The organism is Arthrobacter sp. 10T419 (genome assembly GCF_056394105.1).
In genome coordinates this window covers 697884-714113 of record NZ_JBFTHF010000001.1, presented here as the reverse complement: position 1 = coordinate 714113, position 16230 = coordinate 697884, and the positions used below count along the sequence as shown (strand labels likewise).

Here is a 16230-nt window from a genome sequence, read left to right as displayed (position 1 = left end):
CCGCCGTCGAGCGCTCAAAAGCTCCGGTCTACTTGACCAGGCCCTTGTCCTTGAGCCACGCTGCCGCGGCGTCCTTCGGGTTCTGCTTCTCGCTGCCGCCGACCGCCCGGTTGAGGTTGATCAGGTCCTCAGTGGTGAGCAGCTTGGAGACGGCGTTGAGCGCCTCCTTCGCCTTGTCGGTCATCTTGGCCTTGTTGTACAGCGGCAGGACCTGCTGGGCGATGAAGTTGTTCTTCGGGTCCTCCAGCACCACCAGGTCGTTGTCCGCGATGGCCGGGGTGGTGGTGTAGATGTCGGCCACCTGGACCTGGTCCGAAAGCAGGGCCTTGACCGTGACGGGGCCGCCGCCGTCGCTGAAGGGTTCCAGCTTCTTGGGCTCGCAGTTGTAGTTCTTCTTCAGGCCGGGCAGCCCGTAGGCGCGCTCGGCGAACGTTGCGGGGGCGCCGACCACGATCTCGTTGCAGACCTTGGCCAGGTCCTCGATGGACTTCAGCTTGTACTTCTCGGCGGTGGCCTTGGTGACCACCATGGCATCCTTGTCCTCGGCCTTGGCGGCGTCCAGCACGGCCAGGCCGTCGGGAAGCTTGCCCGGCAGTGCCTTGGCAATGTCGTCGGCGGAGATCTCGGTGGCGTCCTTGTTGACGTGCAGCAGCAGGTTTCCGCTGTAGTCCGGGATCACGTCCACGGAGCCGTCCTGCACGGCCTTGAAGTAGACCTCGCGGGAACCGATGTTCGGCTTGGTGGTGGCGGTGACGCCGGCGGCGTTGAGTGCCCCGGCGTAGAGCTCCGCGATGATCTGGCTCTCGGTGAAGTCGGCCGAACCGATCACGAGGGCGCCGCCGGCTCCCCCGGAGGAACCGCCGCTCGCGGGTGCCGAGGACAGCGGGTTGGACGAGCCTCCGCAGGCGGACAGGGCCAGGGCCAGGCCGACGCCGGCGGCGAGGCCGCCGAATGCGCGCCTGCCGAGGGCTCGTTGGCGGTTTTCTTTCATGACGTACCTCCTTGGACAACAGTCTCCGCCGGTGCGGGGTCTGTGAGATCAACCGCGGCCTGCTGGCTCCGGTTTGGCTTGTTGGCGGCCCCACGGGACAGGAAGAGCCGCTGGAATAGGACGAGGACAAGGTCGACGGCGATGGCGAGTCCCGCGATGAGCAGCGAGCCGCCGAGCATCTGCGGGAAGTCGGAGAGCACCAGGCCGTCGAAGAGGTAGCGGCCCAGGCCGCCCAGGTTGATGTACGCGACCACCGAGACCGTGGCGATCACCTGGAGGACTCCGGTGCGGAACCCGCCGAACATCACCGGAAGCGCGTTGGGGAACTCGGCCCGGAAGAGCACCTGAAGTTCGGTCATGCCCATGGCCCGGGCGGCGTCCACGACGTTCCGGTCCACGCTGGAGATTCCCGCGTAGGTCCCGGCCAGCAACGGCGGCACGGTCAGGATCACCAGCGCCCAGACCGGAGGCATCAGCCCGATCCCGGCCAGCAGGACGAAGAGCGTCAGCAGGCCCAGGGTCGGCAGGGCGCGCAGGGCCCCGGCGAGGGCCACCACGGCCACCCGGCCGCGGCCGGTGTGGCCGACGTAAAGGCCGATCGGGACGGCGATGGCGGTCGCAATCAGCATCACGAGGCCGGTGTACTGCAGGTGCTCGGCCAGGCGAACCGGAATGCCGGTGCTGCCGGACCAGTTGTCCGGGTCGGCGAGCCACGCGGCGGTGTCGGTGATGACGTTGCTCATGCGGACGCCCCAGCCGTGGAATCGGACAGCCGCCGGGCCGCGGCCGGCTCCCCGGGCTTCCCGGTTTTCCCGGCGCCTGCCCGGGTCCACGGGGTCAGGAGGCGTTCGAGCAGGACCAAAACGGAGTCCATCAGCAATGCCAGCACCAGGATCGCAATGATGCCCACCATCACCTCGGTGACGAAGTCGCGCTGCAGCCCGGAGGTGAAGAGCATGCCCAGGTTGCCGATGCCCAGCAGGGCGGCGACGCTGACCAGGGAGATGTTGCTGACCGAGACCACGCGGAGCCCGGCGAACAGCACCGGCAGGGACAGCGGCAGGTCGATCTGCAGGAACCGTGCCAGGGGTTTGAAGCCCATGGCGACGGCGGCCTGCTGCAGGTCCTCGTCCACGGAGTCAAACGCGTCCAGGGCGGCCCGGACCAGGAGCGCGACGGCGTAGATGGTCAGGGCCACCACGACGTTGACCGGGTCCAGGATCCTGGTCCCCAGCACGGTCGGCAGGATGATGAAGAGAGCCAGCGACGGGATGGTGTAAAGCAGCGAGGACGCGGTCAGGACCACGGTGCGCAGGGTCCGGTTCTGCCTGGCAAGCTGGGCCAGCGGGATCGAAATCAGCAGGCCGAAGAGCATCGGCAGGATCGCCAGGACGAGGTGCTGGCCGGCGAGGCTGAAGACCTGCCCGCTGTTGGCCAGGAACCATTGCATCAGCGCACGCCCTGCCGGATCCGGCGGTCCGCTTCGATCACGGCGAGCACTTCTTCCGCCGTGATCACACCGGCCACCCGGCCGTCGGCGTCGACAGCGACGCCGAGTCCGGACGGCGAGGACAGGGCCGCGTCCAGCGCGCGGCGCAGGGTCTCGCCCTTGTGGAAGAGGGAACCGCCCGGGACGGTCGCCGCTCCGGCGCCCGGCGCGCTCCAGCCCAGCGGCCGGTTGTCGGCGTCGACCACGAGCTGCCACTCGCCCGCTCCGGGGCCGCCGTCACGGCCGAGGGCGTCGGCGCGGACGGTGTCGACCGGGTGGATCGTGACGCCGTCGGAGGGGCTGAAGGCGAGGTGCCGGAAGCCCCGGTCGCGGCCCACGAAGGACGCGACGAAGTCGTTCGCCGGGGCCCGCAGGATCTCTTCCGGCGTCGCGTACTGCGCCAGCTTGCCGCCGCCGGCGAAGACGGCCACCTTGTCCCCGAGCACCGTGGCCTCGTCGATGTCGTGGGTGACGAACACGATGGTTTTGGCCAGGTCGCGCTGCAGGCGGAGCAGTTCCTTCTGCAGTTCATCGCGCACCACGGGATCCACCGCGCTGAAAGGTTCGTCCATGAGCAGCACGGGCGGATCTGCGGCGAGGGCACGGGCCACTCCCACGCGCTGTTGCTGGCCGCCCGAAAGCTGTGAGGGGTAGCGGCGGCCGAGGCCGGAGGCGAGGCCGACGACGTCGAGCAGCTCCTCCGCGCGCTTGCGGGATGCCGCCTTGGACACGCCGTTGAGCCGCGGGACGGTGGCGATGTTGTCCAGCACGGACCGGTGCGGCATCAGCCCGGAGGACTGCATGACGTAGCCCATGGAACGTCGCAGCTGCGCGGCGGGCACGGAGGTGACGTCCTGCCCGTTGACGGTGATGGTGCCCGAGGTCGGCTCGACCATGCGGTTGATCATCCGCAGCGAGGTGGTCTTGCCGCAGCCCGAGGGGCCGACGAAGACCGTGATGGCGCCCTTGTCGATAGACATGCTCAGATCGTCGACGGCGGCCTGGCCGCCCTGGTACTGCTTGGTGACGCTCTGGAACTCGATCATGGCCTCTGCCATTCCGGGCTTACCTAACTGTTGGCGGCAACATGGGACGGTCCAGCCAACTGATCATATGCATGCTGATTTTTGGCTGTAAAGCGGGTATGACCCAGCGTAGCTGCCACCGCCGGCGATGTCGGAGCACAGAATCGAAGAAACGGGCCCGATAACGTCGGCGGCGCCGCGGCTACCGTTGGCATTCGGCGCCGGGCGGGATTTGGATGGGCGCGGGTTCAGGCCCGGTCCCGGACCCCGCGCTGGTCCGGGACCGGCACTGTGTCACGTCGCCCGGCCGCTGCCCTTACCGTGGCCTTTTCCGTTGTCTTTTCCCCTGCGGGGATGGTCGTGGCTGAGCCGCTCGGCCGCCCGCTGGCTCCGGCTGGCCACCACCACCTTCTGATGCCACTCCCGCTGGTACGCCCGTCGGGCGGCGGCGTCGTGGCGCCGGGCCAGGGCCGCCACTTCGCGCTGCATCTTGAGGTAGCTTGCCCAGCGGCGCTCGTCCAGGGCACCCTCCGCGAGCGCGGCCTGCACGGCGCAGCCGGGTTCGCGGCCGTGCGCGCAGTCGGTGAACCGGCACCGGGTGAAGACCTCCTCGAGATCGCCGAACATCTCGTCCATGCCGTCCCCGGCATCGAACAGGCCAAAGCCGCGCACCCCGGGCGTGTCCATCAACACCGAGCCGCCGGGCAGTGGCACCAGCTCCCGGGACGTCGTGGTGTGCCGGCCCTTGCCGTCACCGGCCCGGACCGCACCCGTTTCCTGCGCCTCGAACCCGACGAGGGCATTGATCAGGGTGGACTTCCCGGCGCCCGAGGGGCCCAGCAGCACGATGGTCCCGCCGGTCGGCAGATGAGCCAGCAAGTCATCGAGGCCATCGCCCTGCTCGGCGGAGGTGGTGACCACGTCGACGCCGGCGGCCTGCAGCATGACCTGCCCGACGACGTCGTCCGCCACCTCAGCGAGGTCTGCCTTGGTGATCACCACCAGCGGGGTGGCGCCGGAATCCCAGGCCGCGACGAGTGTCCGTTCGAGCCTGTTGTGCGTGAGCGGACGGTCCACCGGCACCACGACGCCGACGATGTCCATGTTGGCGCCGAGCACCTGCGCTTCGGAGGATGCCTCGAAGGCGCGCTTGCGGCTCAGCTCTGAGCGGCGCGGCAGCACGCCCACGATGGCTGGTTCGCCCACCGGGTTGCTGCCGAGCCAGACCCAGTCGCCGGTGGCCGGGATGGGTCCGGTCCGCGGGTAGGGCAGCTGTGCCTGGCCGGCATGGTCCGCGACCAGCACGAGGTTGCGGTCCACCCGGACCACCCGCCCGGCTCTGGTGCCGCCGGGGACGGGATTGGCGGCGAAAAGTTCCGTGACGGCCTCGGTGAAACCGAAACGGGCCGGCCCCTGGAGGCCGGAGTGGTGACTGAACTGAAGATTCAATGGAACCCTTTGATGGGCCCGGCTGCGCATTGCCCGCTGCGGTCTGGAGAGACCGGTCAGCTGTAAGGGCTAGGAGGTGTGGACTGCCGGGGCAGGAATAATGATGGGGCTTTGGGGTGTGCGCTGCGCGCGCAGTTCCGTTGCTTTCATTGCTTCCACCTCCCCGGCTATCTGGCCCACAGCTGGGCTCATCGGGCGGCCTTCCCGGCCGCGGTTTCTCTAGGGTAACCGCCCGGACCGCGGCTGGCTAGGGATTTCTCAGGCGAGCTTTCCGTCCAGCGGTCGCTCGCGGTACAGCCGGAGCGCGGCATCGACCAGTGAGACCCGGTTCAGGCCCGCCACCTCGGCCAGCGGGATCCAGGCCGCGTGCGTGGTGCTGCCGCCTACCTCATGCCGCAGTTCCCCGCCGGTGATGCTCGCTTCATAGACCAGCCGCAGGGACTGGAAGTCGCGGTGGCCGCCGTCGAGCCGGCTCTCGGCGGGCCAATGCCCGACGTCGATCCCCAGCATGGCGCCGATCTCAGCGTGGTAGCCGGTCTCCTCGTAGATCTCCCGGCGGCACCCGTCCACGGGGTGCTCGGCGAGATCCAGACCGCCACCCGGCAGGGTCCAGCCCTCCTTGCCGCCCTGCTTCCAGTACGCGAGCAGGAGGCAGTCATCCCGGAGGATCAGTCCGTAGGCAGCCGGGCGGGTATCGAATGGCAGGGTCATTGCTCCAGCGTAACGGCGCAGCGCGGGCCCTGCCGGATCTCCGGGTTCGGCCCTAAAGTTTGAGTGTGACCAACCTCGAAGTCCTTCCGCCCGAAGAAGTCTGCCCCGCCGCCCACAGCGTGGAGGGGACCGCCAGCGGCCCGTGCCTGCAGTTGTGGCCGGCCAGGGAGGTTCCGCTGGGCGGCGTCCGCGCCATGAACGTCTCGCGGACCCTGCCGCAGCGCGGGCTGCCGACGGTAGGCGCGTGGTGCTTCCTGGACAGCTTCGGACCGGACCGGGTGTCCATGTCCGTGCTGCCGCACCCGCACACGGGGTTGCAGACTGTCACCTGGCCGCTGGCCGGCAACATCCGGCACCGGGACAGCGTGGGCAGCGACGTGATCGTCCGCCCGGGCGAACTGAACATCATGACGGCGGGCCGCGGCGTTTCGCACTCCGAATTCGCGGTGCTCCCCGTAAACGGGGTTCCGGGCGGGCCGACACCGGAACTGCCCGTGCAGCGCGGGCTGCAGTTGTGGGTCGCGCTGCCGGACTCCGAACGGCACCGCGCACCGGCCTTCGAGCAGCACCGCGAGCTGCCCGTGGTCCGCGGCGACGGCTTCAGTGCAACCGTCATGGTGGGGACCCTGGCGGGCACCACCTCGCCGGCCACGATGTACTCCCCGATCGTTGGCGCCGACATCAGCTGCACCGGAGGCATCAGCCTGCCGCTGCGGCCGGAGTTCGAGCACGCCGTGCTGGTGCTCGACGGCGCCTTGGACCTGGACGGCCAGGAGGTGCGGCCGGGCCCGCTGGGCTACCTCGGCTCCGGGCGCAGCCGCCTGGACCTGGACGCCGCTCCGGGCACCCGTTTCCTGTTGCTGGGCGGCGAGCCGTTCGAGGAGGAGCTGCTGATGTGGTGGAACTTCGTCGGCCGCAGCCACGAAGAGGTGGAGCAGTCACGGCTGGACTGGGAAGCCCAGGCCGGGCTCTCCGACGACGACGCGTCGCGGGCACGGTTCGGGCTGGTGCGCGGACATGGTCCCGACGCCGGATCCAAAGCCGGCCGCATCCCGGCGCCGCCGTTGCCGGGGGTGCCGCTGCGGCCGCGACGCCGGCAGTGACTCCGTCCTAGGTTCCCCGATGCGGCTGCCGCTAGCCCTGCTCGGCGACGAGCTGGAGCACCCCGAACACGGGTTCCTGCTGCAGCACCCGGACGTCGGTGATCCCGGCCGCGGCCAGGGCAGCGCGGAACGATTCCTGCAGCCGCGGCACGTTCATGCCGAGCCCGCTGCCCAGGATGACCGGGCCCTCGATGCCGAGCTGCCTCACGGTCTGCTCGGCCATGGCGGCGAGGTCGCGGCCGGCCTGGTCTATCAGCTCCCGGCTCGGCTCATGGCCGGCGTCCGCCGCCGCCACGACGAGCCGGGCGCGCTGGGCCCAGAAGCGGCGTCCGGTCTCGGGTGAGTGGAACAACGCAATGAGTTTGTTCGGGTGGCCCACCCCGCAGGAATCCAGCAGGGCCCTGGTAAGTTCATCCGGTTCCAGCCCCTGGTTCATCCGGCGCAGGCTGTGCCGCACGGCCTCGCGGCCCAGCCAGTAGCCGCTGCCTTCGTCGCCGAGCAGATAGCCCCAGCCGCCGGCCCGGGCTTCCTGTCCGCGGCTGTTCTTGCCCCACGCGGCCGAGCCGGTTCCGGCGATCACGGCGACGCCGGTGCTGGCCCCGCCGGCTGCCAGCAGGAGCCGTGAGTCGTGCACGACGGTGATCTTGGCGCCGGGCACGTGCGGGGCGATCAGCGCGGCGAGGGCCGCGGCGTCGTCGTCGGTGTCGATGCCGCCGGCTCCGGCGTAGACCTGGGCGACGTCACCGCCGCCAATCCGGGCGAAGAGCTCCGCAAGGTTCCGGGCGGCTTCCTCGGGAGTGACGTTCTGGACGTTCGCGCTGCCCACGGACTCGTCGGCCACGGGCGTGCCGGCCTCGAACCGGACGCCGCGGGTCTTGGTGCCGCCGATGTCGAGTCCGATCACGGCGCCGGATGTAGTGGCATGCACGGCGGCGGAAACGGCGTCCGGCGGGGTGGGGATGTCAGAATGAGTCACCGGAACAGCCTACTGAATCACCGACAGGAGCGAGCAATGTCCCGCGATATCTTCGGTACCCGCATTATCGCCGCGCCGATGGCCGGCGGGACTTCAACTCCGGCCTTCGTCACGGCCGTGCACGAGGCCGGCGGTCTGGGCTTCCTGGCCGCGGGCTATAAGAGCGTTGCTGCCATGCTGGCGGACATCCGCGCCGTCCGCGAGTCCGGTGCGCGGTTCGGCATGAATGTCTTCGTCCCGGACCCGGCCCAGCTGGCGCCCTCCGCGGCCACCGTGGCCGAGCTCGAGGCATACCGGCTGCAGCTGCGCGCAGACGCCCTGCGCTACGGTGTGGAGCTCCCGCCTTTGCGGCTCGATGACGACGACGCGTGGCAGGCCAAAGTCGAGGCCCTGCTGGCGGATCCGGTGGAGCTGGTCAGTTTCACCTTCGGCCTCCCCGGCGCGGACGTGGTCCACGCCCTGCAGCGGGCGGGGTCGGCGGTACTGGCCACGGTCACCACCGCGGCCGAGGCCCGGCAGGCGGCCGAACAGGGCGTGGATGCCCTGGTGGTGCAGCATGCGTGCGCCGGGGGCCACAGCGCGGCGTTCCTGCCCGTGTCAGGCGATCCGGGTTCAGCCGTGCCGGGTTCAGCCGCGCCGGCCACGACGGCGGAGCTGATTGCGGCGGTGCGCTCCGCCGTCGCGCTCCCCCTCGTCGCGGCCGGCGGGATCATGGACGCCGCCGGCGTGGACCGGGTGCTGGCCGCGGGCGCACAGGCAGCCCAGCTGGGCACGGCCTTGCTGCTCACGGAGGAGAGCGGCGCCCGGCAGTTGCACAAGGACGCCCTGGCCAGCCCGCACTTCACCCGGACGGCCCTGACCAGGGCTTTCACCGGGCGGCCGGCCCGGGCGCTGGTCAACGAGTTCGTCCGGGACCACCCGGACGCGCCGGAGGCCTACCCGGCGGTGCACCACCTCACCGCCCCGCTTCGCGCGGCCGCCGCCGCCGTCGGGGATGCGGAGCGGCTGAACCTCTGGGCCGGAACCGGCTGGCAGCAGGCGCGCGCCGCCTCCGTCGCGGAGGTCTTGCCGGGCTTGCTGGGCTGAGCGGCGCGGGCGGGCCTGCCCGCTCGCGGCGTCGCTCCGGACTCGCCGTGTGGAAACGTCGAGCCCGGACGGAACCCGCGAGCGAAGAACGGCGACGACGGTGCGTGCGCGGGCCGTCCGGCTCAGGTGCCCGAGCGTCCGCGGACAAAGCCGGCCAGGAGCGCCGGGCCCTCGCTAAGCACCAGCTCGCGGAACAGCCGCACCGGGTCCGGCTCGGCGTCCGCTCCCCCGCGCCGCTCCCGCCAGGCCAGGCCGATCTCCCGGAACGCAAGGCCGGAGTCGAGCGCCAGTTCCACCCAGCCCAGGTCGCCGGACTGCCCCGGGGTGTGGCGTCCGGGGGCCAGTCCGCCGGGCGGCAGGATGCTTACACCCAGCCCCGCCGAGACGAGTCCCCTGGCCGTGTGGGAGTCCTGGCTTTCGAAGGCGATGCGGGGCCTGAATTCGGCTTCCCGGAACAGTGCGTCCGTCAGCGAGCGCATGCCGTAGCCGGGGCCCATCGCCACGAACGGGTCCTGACGGATCTCCGCGAGGCGGGCACGACGACGCCGGGCGAGCGGGTGCCGGTGGTGGACCACCAGCCGCAGCGGTTCCCGGTACAGGGCAGCCGAGGAGATCAGCCGGCTCGGCGCCGCGATCGGAGCGGTGAGTGCCAGGTCCGCGTCCCCGGCGGCCAGTTCGGCCAGGCAGCCGTCCCGCGCGCCCTGGCTGAGGTCGAAGGCCGGCTGCGGATGCCGGCTGCGGAAGGCACTGATCAGCAGCGGCAGCATCGCCTCGCCGAAGGTGTGCTGGAACGACACCGCGATCCGGCCGCGCACCACCTCCGACTCGTGCCGGACCAGGTCCAGCCCGGTCTGAAATTCGCCAAGTGCGGCCTCAATGTGCGGGAGGAGCGCCTTGGCCGCGGGGGTCAGCCGCACGCCGCGTCCGTCCCGGATCAGCAGTTCCGTCCCGATGATGCCGCTGGCCCGCGCAATCCCACGGCTCACCGTTGACTGGGGCAGTCCCAGCACCTCGGCCGTGGCGGTGATGTGCTGGGTCCGCCCCAGCTCGGCCAGCAGGGGCAGCAGCGGCAACAGCTGGACGAGCTGCTTGTGCTCAACGTCCATGGCCAACCCTCTCAATCGTTCCGAATTTGCCATGAATTCTATGAGAAACATGCATTGGAAGCATGTCTTTCCGGGACCTATTCTGGGGACATGCCCCGCCTCCCCCTCCGCAATCCCGCAACCGAGCCCGGTACCCCAGCTGATGCGGGTACCGCAGCTGATGCGGGCACCGCGGCGGACGGCAGCCCCGCAGCCGACGGCCGGGTTACCGCGTGGGCGGGCCATCCCAAAGGCTCGGCGGCTTACCGCCGGATCCTCGCCGGCCTGGCCTTCGCCGGCGTCGCGACCTTCGCCCAGCTCTATTCAACCCAGGCCGTGCTGCCGATCATCGCCGCCGATTTGCAGGTGACGGCCGCCGAGGCGGCCCAGACCATCTCCCTGGCCACCGTTGGCCTGGCCGCAACGGTCCTGCCGTGGTCCTTTTTGGCCGACCGGATCGGCCGGGTGCGTGCCATGGCCTGGGGCATCTCCGCGGCCACCGTCCTGGGGCTGCTGGCCCCGCTGGCACCCAGCTTCCCGGTCCTGCTGGGCCTGCGGATGCTCGAGGGCATGGCACTGGGCGGCATCCCGGCCATCGCCATCGCCTACCTGAACGAGGAAGTGAACAAGGCCCACGCCGCCCTGGCGGCCGGTACCTACGTCGCAGGCACCACCCTCGGCGGGCTGGCGGGCAGGCTCGTGGCCGGTCCGGTGGGCGAGCTGTGGGGCTGGCGGGCCGCAGCACTGGCCGTGTCCGTGATGGCGACGTCCGCCGCCGTCCTGTTCCTGGTGCTGGTGCCGCCGGCACGGAATTTCACCGCCGCGGCCGCCAGCGGCTTCCGCGGCGCCCTCGCAACCCTCGCCGGCCACGGCCGGAACCCGCGGTTGCTGGCCATCTACGTCCAGGCGTTCCTGCTGATGGGCGGCTTTGTGGCGGTCTACAACTACCTCGGTTTCCGGCTGTCCGGCGAACCTTTCAGCCTGCCGGCCACCCTGATCAGCCTGATCTTCCTGGCCTATCTCTCCGGCACCGTCTCCGCCCGCTGGGCCGCCGGGCTGACGCTGCGCTTCGGCCGGCGCAGCGTGCTGGTGGCGGGCACGGTCCTTATGGTCGCCGGGCTCGCACTGACCCTGACCGAGCTCCTGGTCCTGATCCTGGCCGGGCTGTTGCTGTTCACCGGCGGTTTCTTCGCGGCCCACAGCATCGGCTCCGGCTGGACCGGGGTGATCGCGAGCACGGGCCGCGCGCAGGCAGCCTCGCTCTACAACCTCGCCTACTACCTGGGATCCAGCGTCATCGGCTGGGCCGGCGGCCTGCTGTTCCAGTCGTTGGGCTGGACCGCCCTCGCCCTCGCCGTGATGGGCCTGGCCTGCACGACGGCGGTGATCACCGCCGTCGTGCATCCCGCCGGCGCGGGCGGCGCCGTCGCCCCGAGCGCATCCCCAGGGCGGAGCGCGGCGCGCTAGCGGGTCGCCTCGAGGGCCTGCACAAGATCGGCGACAATGTCCGCCGGGTCCTCCAGCCCCACGGAAACCCGGAGCAGGCTGGCGTGCGGCTTGGCCTCCGCGGCGACCGGCCGGTGGGTCAGGCCCGCGGGGTGCTGGATCAGGGTGTCAATGCCGCCCAGCGAGACGGCGTGCGTGATCATGCTGACGGCTGCCGGAATGCGCTCGGCATGTTCGGCGCTGGCCAGCTCGAACGCCAGCAGCGAGCCCGGGCCTGCCATCTGGGTGCCGACCAGGCCGCGCGGATCGCACTCCGGCAGGCCCGGATAGAACACCCGCCGGATCAGCCCGTGCTCCGCCAGGGCGGCCGCGACCTTCTCGGCGCTGGCCTGCTGCGCCCGCACCCGGACCGGCAGGGTCGCCAGGCCCCGGTGCAGCAGGTACGCCGGCCATGGCGTGAGGATGCCGCCGGTGATGGCCCGGATCTGCCGGAGCCGGACGGCCCATTCCGGGGAAACGGCGACGACGCCGCCCATGGCGTCGCCGTGGCCGCCGAAGAACTTAGTGGCGCTGTGCAGCACCATGGCCGCACCGTGCCGGTACGGCTGCTGGAGGACGGGAGTGGCGAAGGTGTTGTCCACCAGCAGCGGCACGCCGTCCGCCGCAGCCGCCGCGGCGGCGATGTCGACGAGCTCCAGGCTCGGGTTCGCCGGCGTCTCCAGGATGACGAGCCCGGTGTCGGGGCGCAGTGCCGCGCCGATGCCGTCGGGCGTGGTGAAAGTGACCTCGGTGCCCAGCACCCCGGAGGCCAGCAGGTGGTCGCTGCCTCCGTAGAGCGGCCGGACCGCCACCACGTGCTTCTTCCCGGTGGCGACGACGGCGAGCAGCACCGCGCTCAGGGCGGCCATGCCGGTGGCGAAGGCGACGGCTTCTTCAGTGGCCTCAAGCAGGGCGACGCCGTCTTCGAAGCGGGCGACGGTCGGGTTCCAGAGCCGCTGGTAGACCGTGCTCTGCCCGTCCAGGTGCGGGCCGCCGGTGGCCATCTGTTCGTAGGCGAGGCCGCCGTCGTGGACGGAGGGCAGCGGCGCCGTGGTGGACAGGTCGATCGGGACGGCGTGGACGCCGAGTTCCGTGAGGCCGTTCCGGCCGGCGTGGACCGCCAGCGAGTCTTGAGAAAGCACCGTTACTCCTTATGAATATTCACCATTGAATGCGGTAAGTATCTGGCAATAATTCGGCGTTTTACAGGGGTTCTGAATGGAACTGTCAGATAGTGGCGTTTATGATGAACTCACAACACATCAAGGAGGATCCGTGAGCAGCACCACGAAGAATGTTCGGCCGGGAGCCGGAGCCGGCGAACCCCTGGACGCCATTGACGAGCGCCTGCTCGCGGCCCTGGTCGCGGATGCCCGGATTTCCAACAAGCAGCTGGCCGAACTGGTGGGGATCGCACCGTCCACGGCACTGATGCGCACCAGGGCCCTGTCCGAGCGCGGGATCATCCAGGGTTTTGAGGCCAAGCTCAGCCTTGCCGCGGTGGGCCGCTCGGTGCAGGCGCTGATTGCCGTCCGGCTGCGCGCCCACGACCGCGAACAGATCGACCGTTTCACGGCCCGGGTCCCCAAGCTGCCCGCCGTGCTGTCCACGTTCCACACCTCGGGTTCGGTGGACTACCTGCTGCATATCGCCGTCGCCACCACGGAGGACCTGCGCGACTGGGTGCTGGACAACCTGGCCACCGACCCGGTCGTAGGCCACACCGAGACCACCCTGGTGTTCGACCACATCCAGGGCAACCACGGGCCGCTGCCGGACTAGGGGTTTCCGCCCGGCTGCGGGCTCAGGCCCGCTGCCGGAGGGCGCTGCGCAGCGTGACGGCCGCCAGACCGAGGGCAACGAGCGCGCACAGCACCACAAAACCGGCCACGGCAGCCTGCAGGCCGAAGTATCCGGCCGCCAGCCCCAGCCCGATCACCGGGAAGGCGCTGCCGAGGTAGGTGATCACGTAGACGGTGCTGATGATCTGGGCGTGGCGCGACGCCTCCACCTTGCCGGCCACATCGTTGAAGACCGTCCGGAACGAGACGCCCTGGCCCAGGCCGGCGGTGATGCTGGCGGCAATCAGCAGCCAAGGACTGCTCCACGCCGCGGCTGCCGCGATCAGCAGCACGGAACCGGCGAGCAGGGACAGACCTACGGGCACCACGAAGCGCCCGCGTACGGCCAGCAGCTGGCTCAGCGCCGACGCCGCCAGGGTCAGTCCCGCGAGCAGACCGATCAGCGGCCGTGAGTCCGCATGGACAATTTGCGCGAAATAGCCGGGAGCCAGCGAGAGGCAGAATCCGAAGACGGCAAAACTGAGGAACCCTACCGCCGAGGCCAGCCAGAACGCGCCCCGCGCCTCCCTCGACACGGAGGGGCGCCGGGGTGCGAGGACCTTCAGCGGCTGGGGACCCGCGACCGAGGTGATGGCGGGCCTGGCCTTGAGCAGGTAGAGCGGCACCAGCAGGGCGGCTAGGACTACGGAGTGCAGGTAATAGGGCGTGGACGTCGGCCCGGGAAGCACGGACAGCACCCCGCCAATGGCCGGCCCCGCCGCCACCCCGCCGGCGGAGGCCAGCAGCGTAAACCGCGAGGCCCACTCGGGCCGGCTGGGCAGCAGCTCGCGCAGGGCCGCGGAACTGGCGCCGGTGGCCAGGGCCACCGCGGCGCCCTGCAGCGCCCGGCCCGCGGACAGCATCAGCAGGCTGTCCGCAGTGGCGAAGACGAAGCCCCCGGCGAGGCCTACCAGCACCGCCAGGACCAGGGCAGCGCGCCGGCCGATGTGATCCGACCAGTGTCCGGCGAGGATGAGGGTGGCCACGAGCGCCAGGACGTAGGCGGAGAAGGCCACCGTGACGTCCAGGGCCGTGATGCCAAGTTTGGCCTGCAGCAGGGGGTACAGCGGTGTCGCCAGGTTGGCGCCGACCAGCAGCGTGAAAATCACGACGCCGGCCATCACCAGCCGTGCGGTGACGGAAGCGTCCCAGCCCCAGCGTTCTGCCGTGGCCGGGCGCATGCGAAGTTCGCTGAAGACGGTCATAGCGGTGCCCCTGCTGCATCGAAGCGGGCCGCACGCGTTCCCTGTGGGGAGGCGCCGGCCCGGTGAAGATTGATATCTACAGAATGCGGCACGAATGACTGTTCCAGCCAAGTTCTGTGCCAAAATTGATCAAAACCGTCAATCACGGACCACAAGTATGAACCGGAGTGATGATTTGAACAGTCTGGACCCCACCGATCTGAAGATTCTGCTCGAACTCATCAAGGACCCGCGGATCCAGATCGGCGAACTCAGCGACGCCCTCGGGATCGCGCGGAACACCGCGCAGTCCCGGGTCCGGCGGATGCTGCGCTCCGGTCTGCTGCACGACGGCGGCCGGGAAATCGACCTGGAGGCGGTGGGGTACGACGTCGTCGCCTTCGTCACGATCGAGGTCAACCACCGCGAACTCGACGGCGTGGTGGGCGCCCTGCGCCTGATCCCCCAGGTCCTGGAGGTCCACGAAATTTCCGGCCGCGGCGATGTCTGGTGCCGGGTGGTGGCGACCGACACGCACAACCTCCAGGCGGCGCTGCGGTCCATCCTGAGGATCAAGGGCGTCATCCGGACCGAGACCGTGCTGGCCCTGCACACCCACATCCCGTACCGGACCGAGCCGCTCATCAGCCGGCTTGCCCAGGGCAGCGCCCTTGCCCCCGGCCGGTCGGCCTCGCGCCGGGCCGGCGCCGCGGACCCACAGCTAAAGACTGGATAATGTCCCCGTGACTATCATTGACAACGCCGTCTACGTTGACGGCGTCCGGCGTGCCGAGCCGCGCAACCTGGAACAGACTTTTGAGACCCTGACCGAACACGGCGGCATGGCCTGGATCGGCCTGTACCGGCCGACGGAAGAGGAAATGGCCGCCGTCGCCGAGGAGTTCGGCCTGCATGGCCTGGCGGTGGAAGACGCGATCTCCGCGCACCAGCGCCCCAAGCTGGAACGCTACGATGACAACCTCTTCACCGTGCTCCGGCCGGCCCGGTACCTCGACGAGACCGAGACCGTGGAGTTCGGTGAGCTGCACGTCTTCACCGGCCGGAACTTCGTGGTGACCGTCCGGCACGCCGAGACGGCGGTCGTGGGCCAGGTCCGGCGCCGGCTGGAGCGGCGCCCGGACCTGCTCTGCCACGGCCCCGAGGCGGTTCTCTACGCCCTGATGGACCAGGTGGTGGATGATTACGTCCCCGTGGTGGCCGGGCTGGAGAACGACATCGACGAGATCGAGGACCAGCTCTTCAGCGGGGATCCGCTGGTTTCCCGGCGCATCTACGAGCTCGCCCGGGAGGTCATCCATTTCCAGCGGGCCATCCACCCGTTGCCGGCCATGATGCAGCAGCTCCGGCGGGGCTTCGAGAAGTATCAGGTGGACACGGAACTGCAGCACAGCCTCCGCGACGTCGAGGACCACGTGGAGCGGCTGATTTCCCGCGCCGATTCCTTCCGCGACCTGCTGCAGAACGCGCTCACCCTGGACGGCACGCTGACGGCGAACCGCCAGAACGAAGCCAGTGCGGAACAAAACGAGCAGGTCAAAAAGATCTCTTCCTGGGCCGCCATCTTCTTCGCGCCGTCCTTTGTCGCCGGTGTGTACGGCATGAACTTCGAACGGATGCCGGAGCTGCATTGGACCTTCGGCTACCCGATGGCGCTCTTCATGATGGCGGGCACGGCGACGCTCATGTACGCCATTTTCAAACGCAAGGGCTGGCTCTAGCCGGCGCGGCGCCAATGTCCTGACGACGCGTAAACGGGCTGACGCGAGGGGTATACCCGCCGCGCC

The 16230-nt window shown here is 70.0% G+C and carries 16 protein-coding genes; 6 read left to right on the top strand and 10 right to left on the bottom strand.

What is annotated here, in order from left to right; all coding sequences use genetic code 11:
- Positions 1-28 precede the first annotated feature (28 nt).
- The 6 genes from AC1DBD_RS03410 to AC1DBD_RS03385 all read right to left on the bottom strand — a co-directional run bounded on the left by AC1DBD_RS03410 (position 29) and on the right by AC1DBD_RS03385 (position 5665).
- Positions 29-991, bottom strand: a complete 963-nt coding sequence (locus AC1DBD_RS03410) for an ABC transporter substrate-binding protein (protein ID WP_441417127.1) — start codon at positions 989-991, stop codon at positions 29-31.
- Positions 988-1734: an ABC transporter permease gene (locus tag AC1DBD_RS03405; protein WP_441417126.1), complete on the bottom strand. Its 747-nt coding sequence runs from the start codon at positions 1732-1734 to the stop codon at positions 988-990. Before AC1DBD_RS03405 ends, AC1DBD_RS03410 begins: the two co-directional genes overlap by 4 nt.
- Positions 1731-2441 (bottom strand): ABC transporter permease, encoded by a 711-nt coding sequence (locus tag AC1DBD_RS03400; RefSeq protein WP_441417125.1) that lies wholly within the window; start codon positions 2439-2441, stop codon positions 1731-1733. The genes AC1DBD_RS03405 and AC1DBD_RS03400 overlap by 4 nt, the downstream gene beginning before the upstream one ends.
- Positions 2441-3538, bottom strand: a complete 1098-nt coding sequence (locus AC1DBD_RS03395) for an ABC transporter ATP-binding protein (RefSeq protein ID WP_476981420.1) — start codon at positions 3536-3538, stop codon at positions 2441-2443. Before AC1DBD_RS03395 ends, AC1DBD_RS03400 begins: the two co-directional genes overlap by 1 nt.
- Before the next feature lie 261 nt (positions 3539-3799).
- Positions 3800-4954: a ribosome small subunit-dependent GTPase A gene (gene rsgA, locus AC1DBD_RS03390; RefSeq protein ID WP_476917507.1), complete on the bottom strand. Its 1155-nt coding sequence runs from the start codon at positions 4952-4954 to the stop codon at positions 3800-3802.
- Between the two features lie 258 nt (positions 4955-5212).
- The gene (locus tag AC1DBD_RS03385) at positions 5213-5665 is read right to left on the bottom strand and encodes an NUDIX hydrolase (protein ID WP_175321262.1); all 453 of its coding nucleotides are present in this window, start codon (positions 5663-5665) and stop codon (positions 5213-5215) included.
- Positions 5666-5730: 65 nt separating this feature from the next.
- Here AC1DBD_RS03385 and AC1DBD_RS03380 point away from each other — a divergent pair, with 65 nt between their 5' ends.
- Positions 5731-6768 carry a pirin family protein gene (locus AC1DBD_RS03380; RefSeq protein ID WP_476981419.1) on the top strand — a complete coding sequence of 346 codons (1038 nt, stop codon included), beginning with the start codon at positions 5731-5733 and terminating at the stop codon, positions 6766-6768.
- A 31-nt stretch (positions 6769-6799) separates the two neighbouring features.
- Here AC1DBD_RS03380 and AC1DBD_RS03375 read toward each other — a convergent pair whose 3' ends face one another.
- Positions 6800-7729, bottom strand: a complete 930-nt coding sequence (locus tag AC1DBD_RS03375) for an N-acetylglucosamine kinase (RefSeq protein WP_476981456.1) — start codon at positions 7727-7729, stop codon at positions 6800-6802.
- A 51-nt stretch (positions 7730-7780) separates the two neighbouring features.
- Here AC1DBD_RS03375 and AC1DBD_RS03370 point away from each other — a divergent pair, with 51 nt between their 5' ends.
- On the top strand, positions 7781-8830 hold the full coding sequence (locus AC1DBD_RS03370; RefSeq protein ID WP_476981418.1) for a nitronate monooxygenase: 1050 nt from the start codon (positions 7781-7783) through the stop codon (positions 8828-8830).
- A 122-nt stretch (positions 8831-8952) separates the two neighbouring features.
- Here AC1DBD_RS03370 and AC1DBD_RS03365 read toward each other — a convergent pair whose 3' ends face one another.
- Positions 8953-9936 (bottom strand): LysR family transcriptional regulator, encoded by a 984-nt coding sequence (locus tag AC1DBD_RS03365; protein ID WP_476981417.1) that lies wholly within the window; start codon positions 9934-9936, stop codon positions 8953-8955.
- A 90-nt stretch (positions 9937-10026) separates the two neighbouring features.
- Here AC1DBD_RS03365 and AC1DBD_RS03360 point away from each other — a divergent pair, with 90 nt between their 5' ends.
- Positions 10027-11382 (top strand): MFS transporter, encoded by a 1356-nt coding sequence (locus tag AC1DBD_RS03360; protein WP_476981416.1) that lies wholly within the window; start codon positions 10027-10029, stop codon positions 11380-11382.
- On the opposite strand, the gene AC1DBD_RS03355 is transcribed toward AC1DBD_RS03360, so the two are convergent.
- Positions 11379-12542 carry a trans-sulfuration enzyme family protein gene (locus tag AC1DBD_RS03355; RefSeq protein WP_476892163.1) on the bottom strand — a complete coding sequence of 388 codons (1164 nt, stop codon included), beginning with the start codon at positions 12540-12542 and terminating at the stop codon, positions 11379-11381. The two genes, AC1DBD_RS03360 and AC1DBD_RS03355, sit on opposite strands and share 4 nt — an antisense overlap.
- Before the next feature lie 133 nt (positions 12543-12675).
- On the opposite strand from AC1DBD_RS03355, the gene AC1DBD_RS03350 reads away from it, so the two are divergent.
- A complete protein-coding gene (locus tag AC1DBD_RS03350; protein ID WP_175321256.1) occupies positions 12676-13182 on the top strand; it encodes an Lrp/AsnC family transcriptional regulator in 507 nt (168 codons plus the stop codon).
- A gap of 22 nt (positions 13183-13204) precedes the next feature.
- Here AC1DBD_RS03350 and AC1DBD_RS03345 read toward each other — a convergent pair whose 3' ends face one another.
- The gene (locus AC1DBD_RS03345; protein ID WP_476981415.1) at positions 13205-14446 is read right to left on the bottom strand and encodes an MFS transporter; all 1242 of its coding nucleotides are present in this window, start codon (positions 14444-14446) and stop codon (positions 13205-13207) included.
- 175 nt (positions 14447-14621) lie between these two features.
- Between AC1DBD_RS03345 and AC1DBD_RS03340 the strand changes: the two genes are divergently transcribed.
- Both AC1DBD_RS03340 and corA read left to right on the top strand, forming a co-directional pair.
- Positions 14622-15161, top strand: a complete 540-nt coding sequence (locus AC1DBD_RS03340) for an Lrp/AsnC family transcriptional regulator (RefSeq protein ID WP_476892162.1) — start codon at positions 14622-14624, stop codon at positions 15159-15161.
- A gap of 7 nt (positions 15162-15168) precedes the next feature.
- The gene (gene corA, locus AC1DBD_RS03335) at positions 15169-16164 is read left to right on the top strand and encodes a magnesium/cobalt transporter CorA (protein WP_476908494.1); all 996 of its coding nucleotides are present in this window, start codon (positions 15169-15171) and stop codon (positions 16162-16164) included.
- Positions 16165-16230 lie beyond the last annotated feature (66 nt).

Coding starts and splice junctions, on each gene's coding strand:
- AC1DBD_RS03410 (WP_441417127.1), bottom strand. CDS start 991: ATGAAAGAAAACCGCCAACGAGCCCTCGGCAGGCGCGCATTCGGCGGC.
- AC1DBD_RS03405 (WP_441417126.1), bottom strand. CDS start 1,734: ATGAGCAACGTCATCACCGACACCGCCGCGTGGCTCGCCGACCCGGAC.
- AC1DBD_RS03400 (WP_441417125.1), bottom strand. CDS start 2,441: ATGCAATGGTTCCTGGCCAACAGCGGGCAGGTCTTCAGCCTCGCCGGC.
- AC1DBD_RS03395 (WP_476981420.1), bottom strand. CDS start 3,538: ATGGCAGAGGCCATGATCGAGTTCCAGAGCGTCACCAAGCAGTACCAG.
- AC1DBD_RS03385 (WP_175321262.1), bottom strand. CDS start 5,665: ATGACCCTGCCATTCGATACCCGCCCGGCTGCCTACGGACTGATCCTC.
- AC1DBD_RS03370 (WP_476981418.1), top strand. CDS start 7,781: ATGTCCCGCGATATCTTCGGTACCCGCATTATCGCCGCGCCGATGGCC.
- AC1DBD_RS03365 (WP_476981417.1), bottom strand. CDS start 9,936: ATGGACGTTGAGCACAAGCAGCTCGTCCAGCTGTTGCCGCTGCTGCCC.
- AC1DBD_RS03360 (WP_476981416.1), top strand. CDS start 10,027: ATGCCCCGCCTCCCCCTCCGCAATCCCGCAACCGAGCCCGGTACCCCA.
- AC1DBD_RS03345 (WP_476981415.1), bottom strand. CDS start 14,446: ATGACCGTCTTCAGCGAACTTCGCATGCGCCCGGCCACGGCAGAACGC.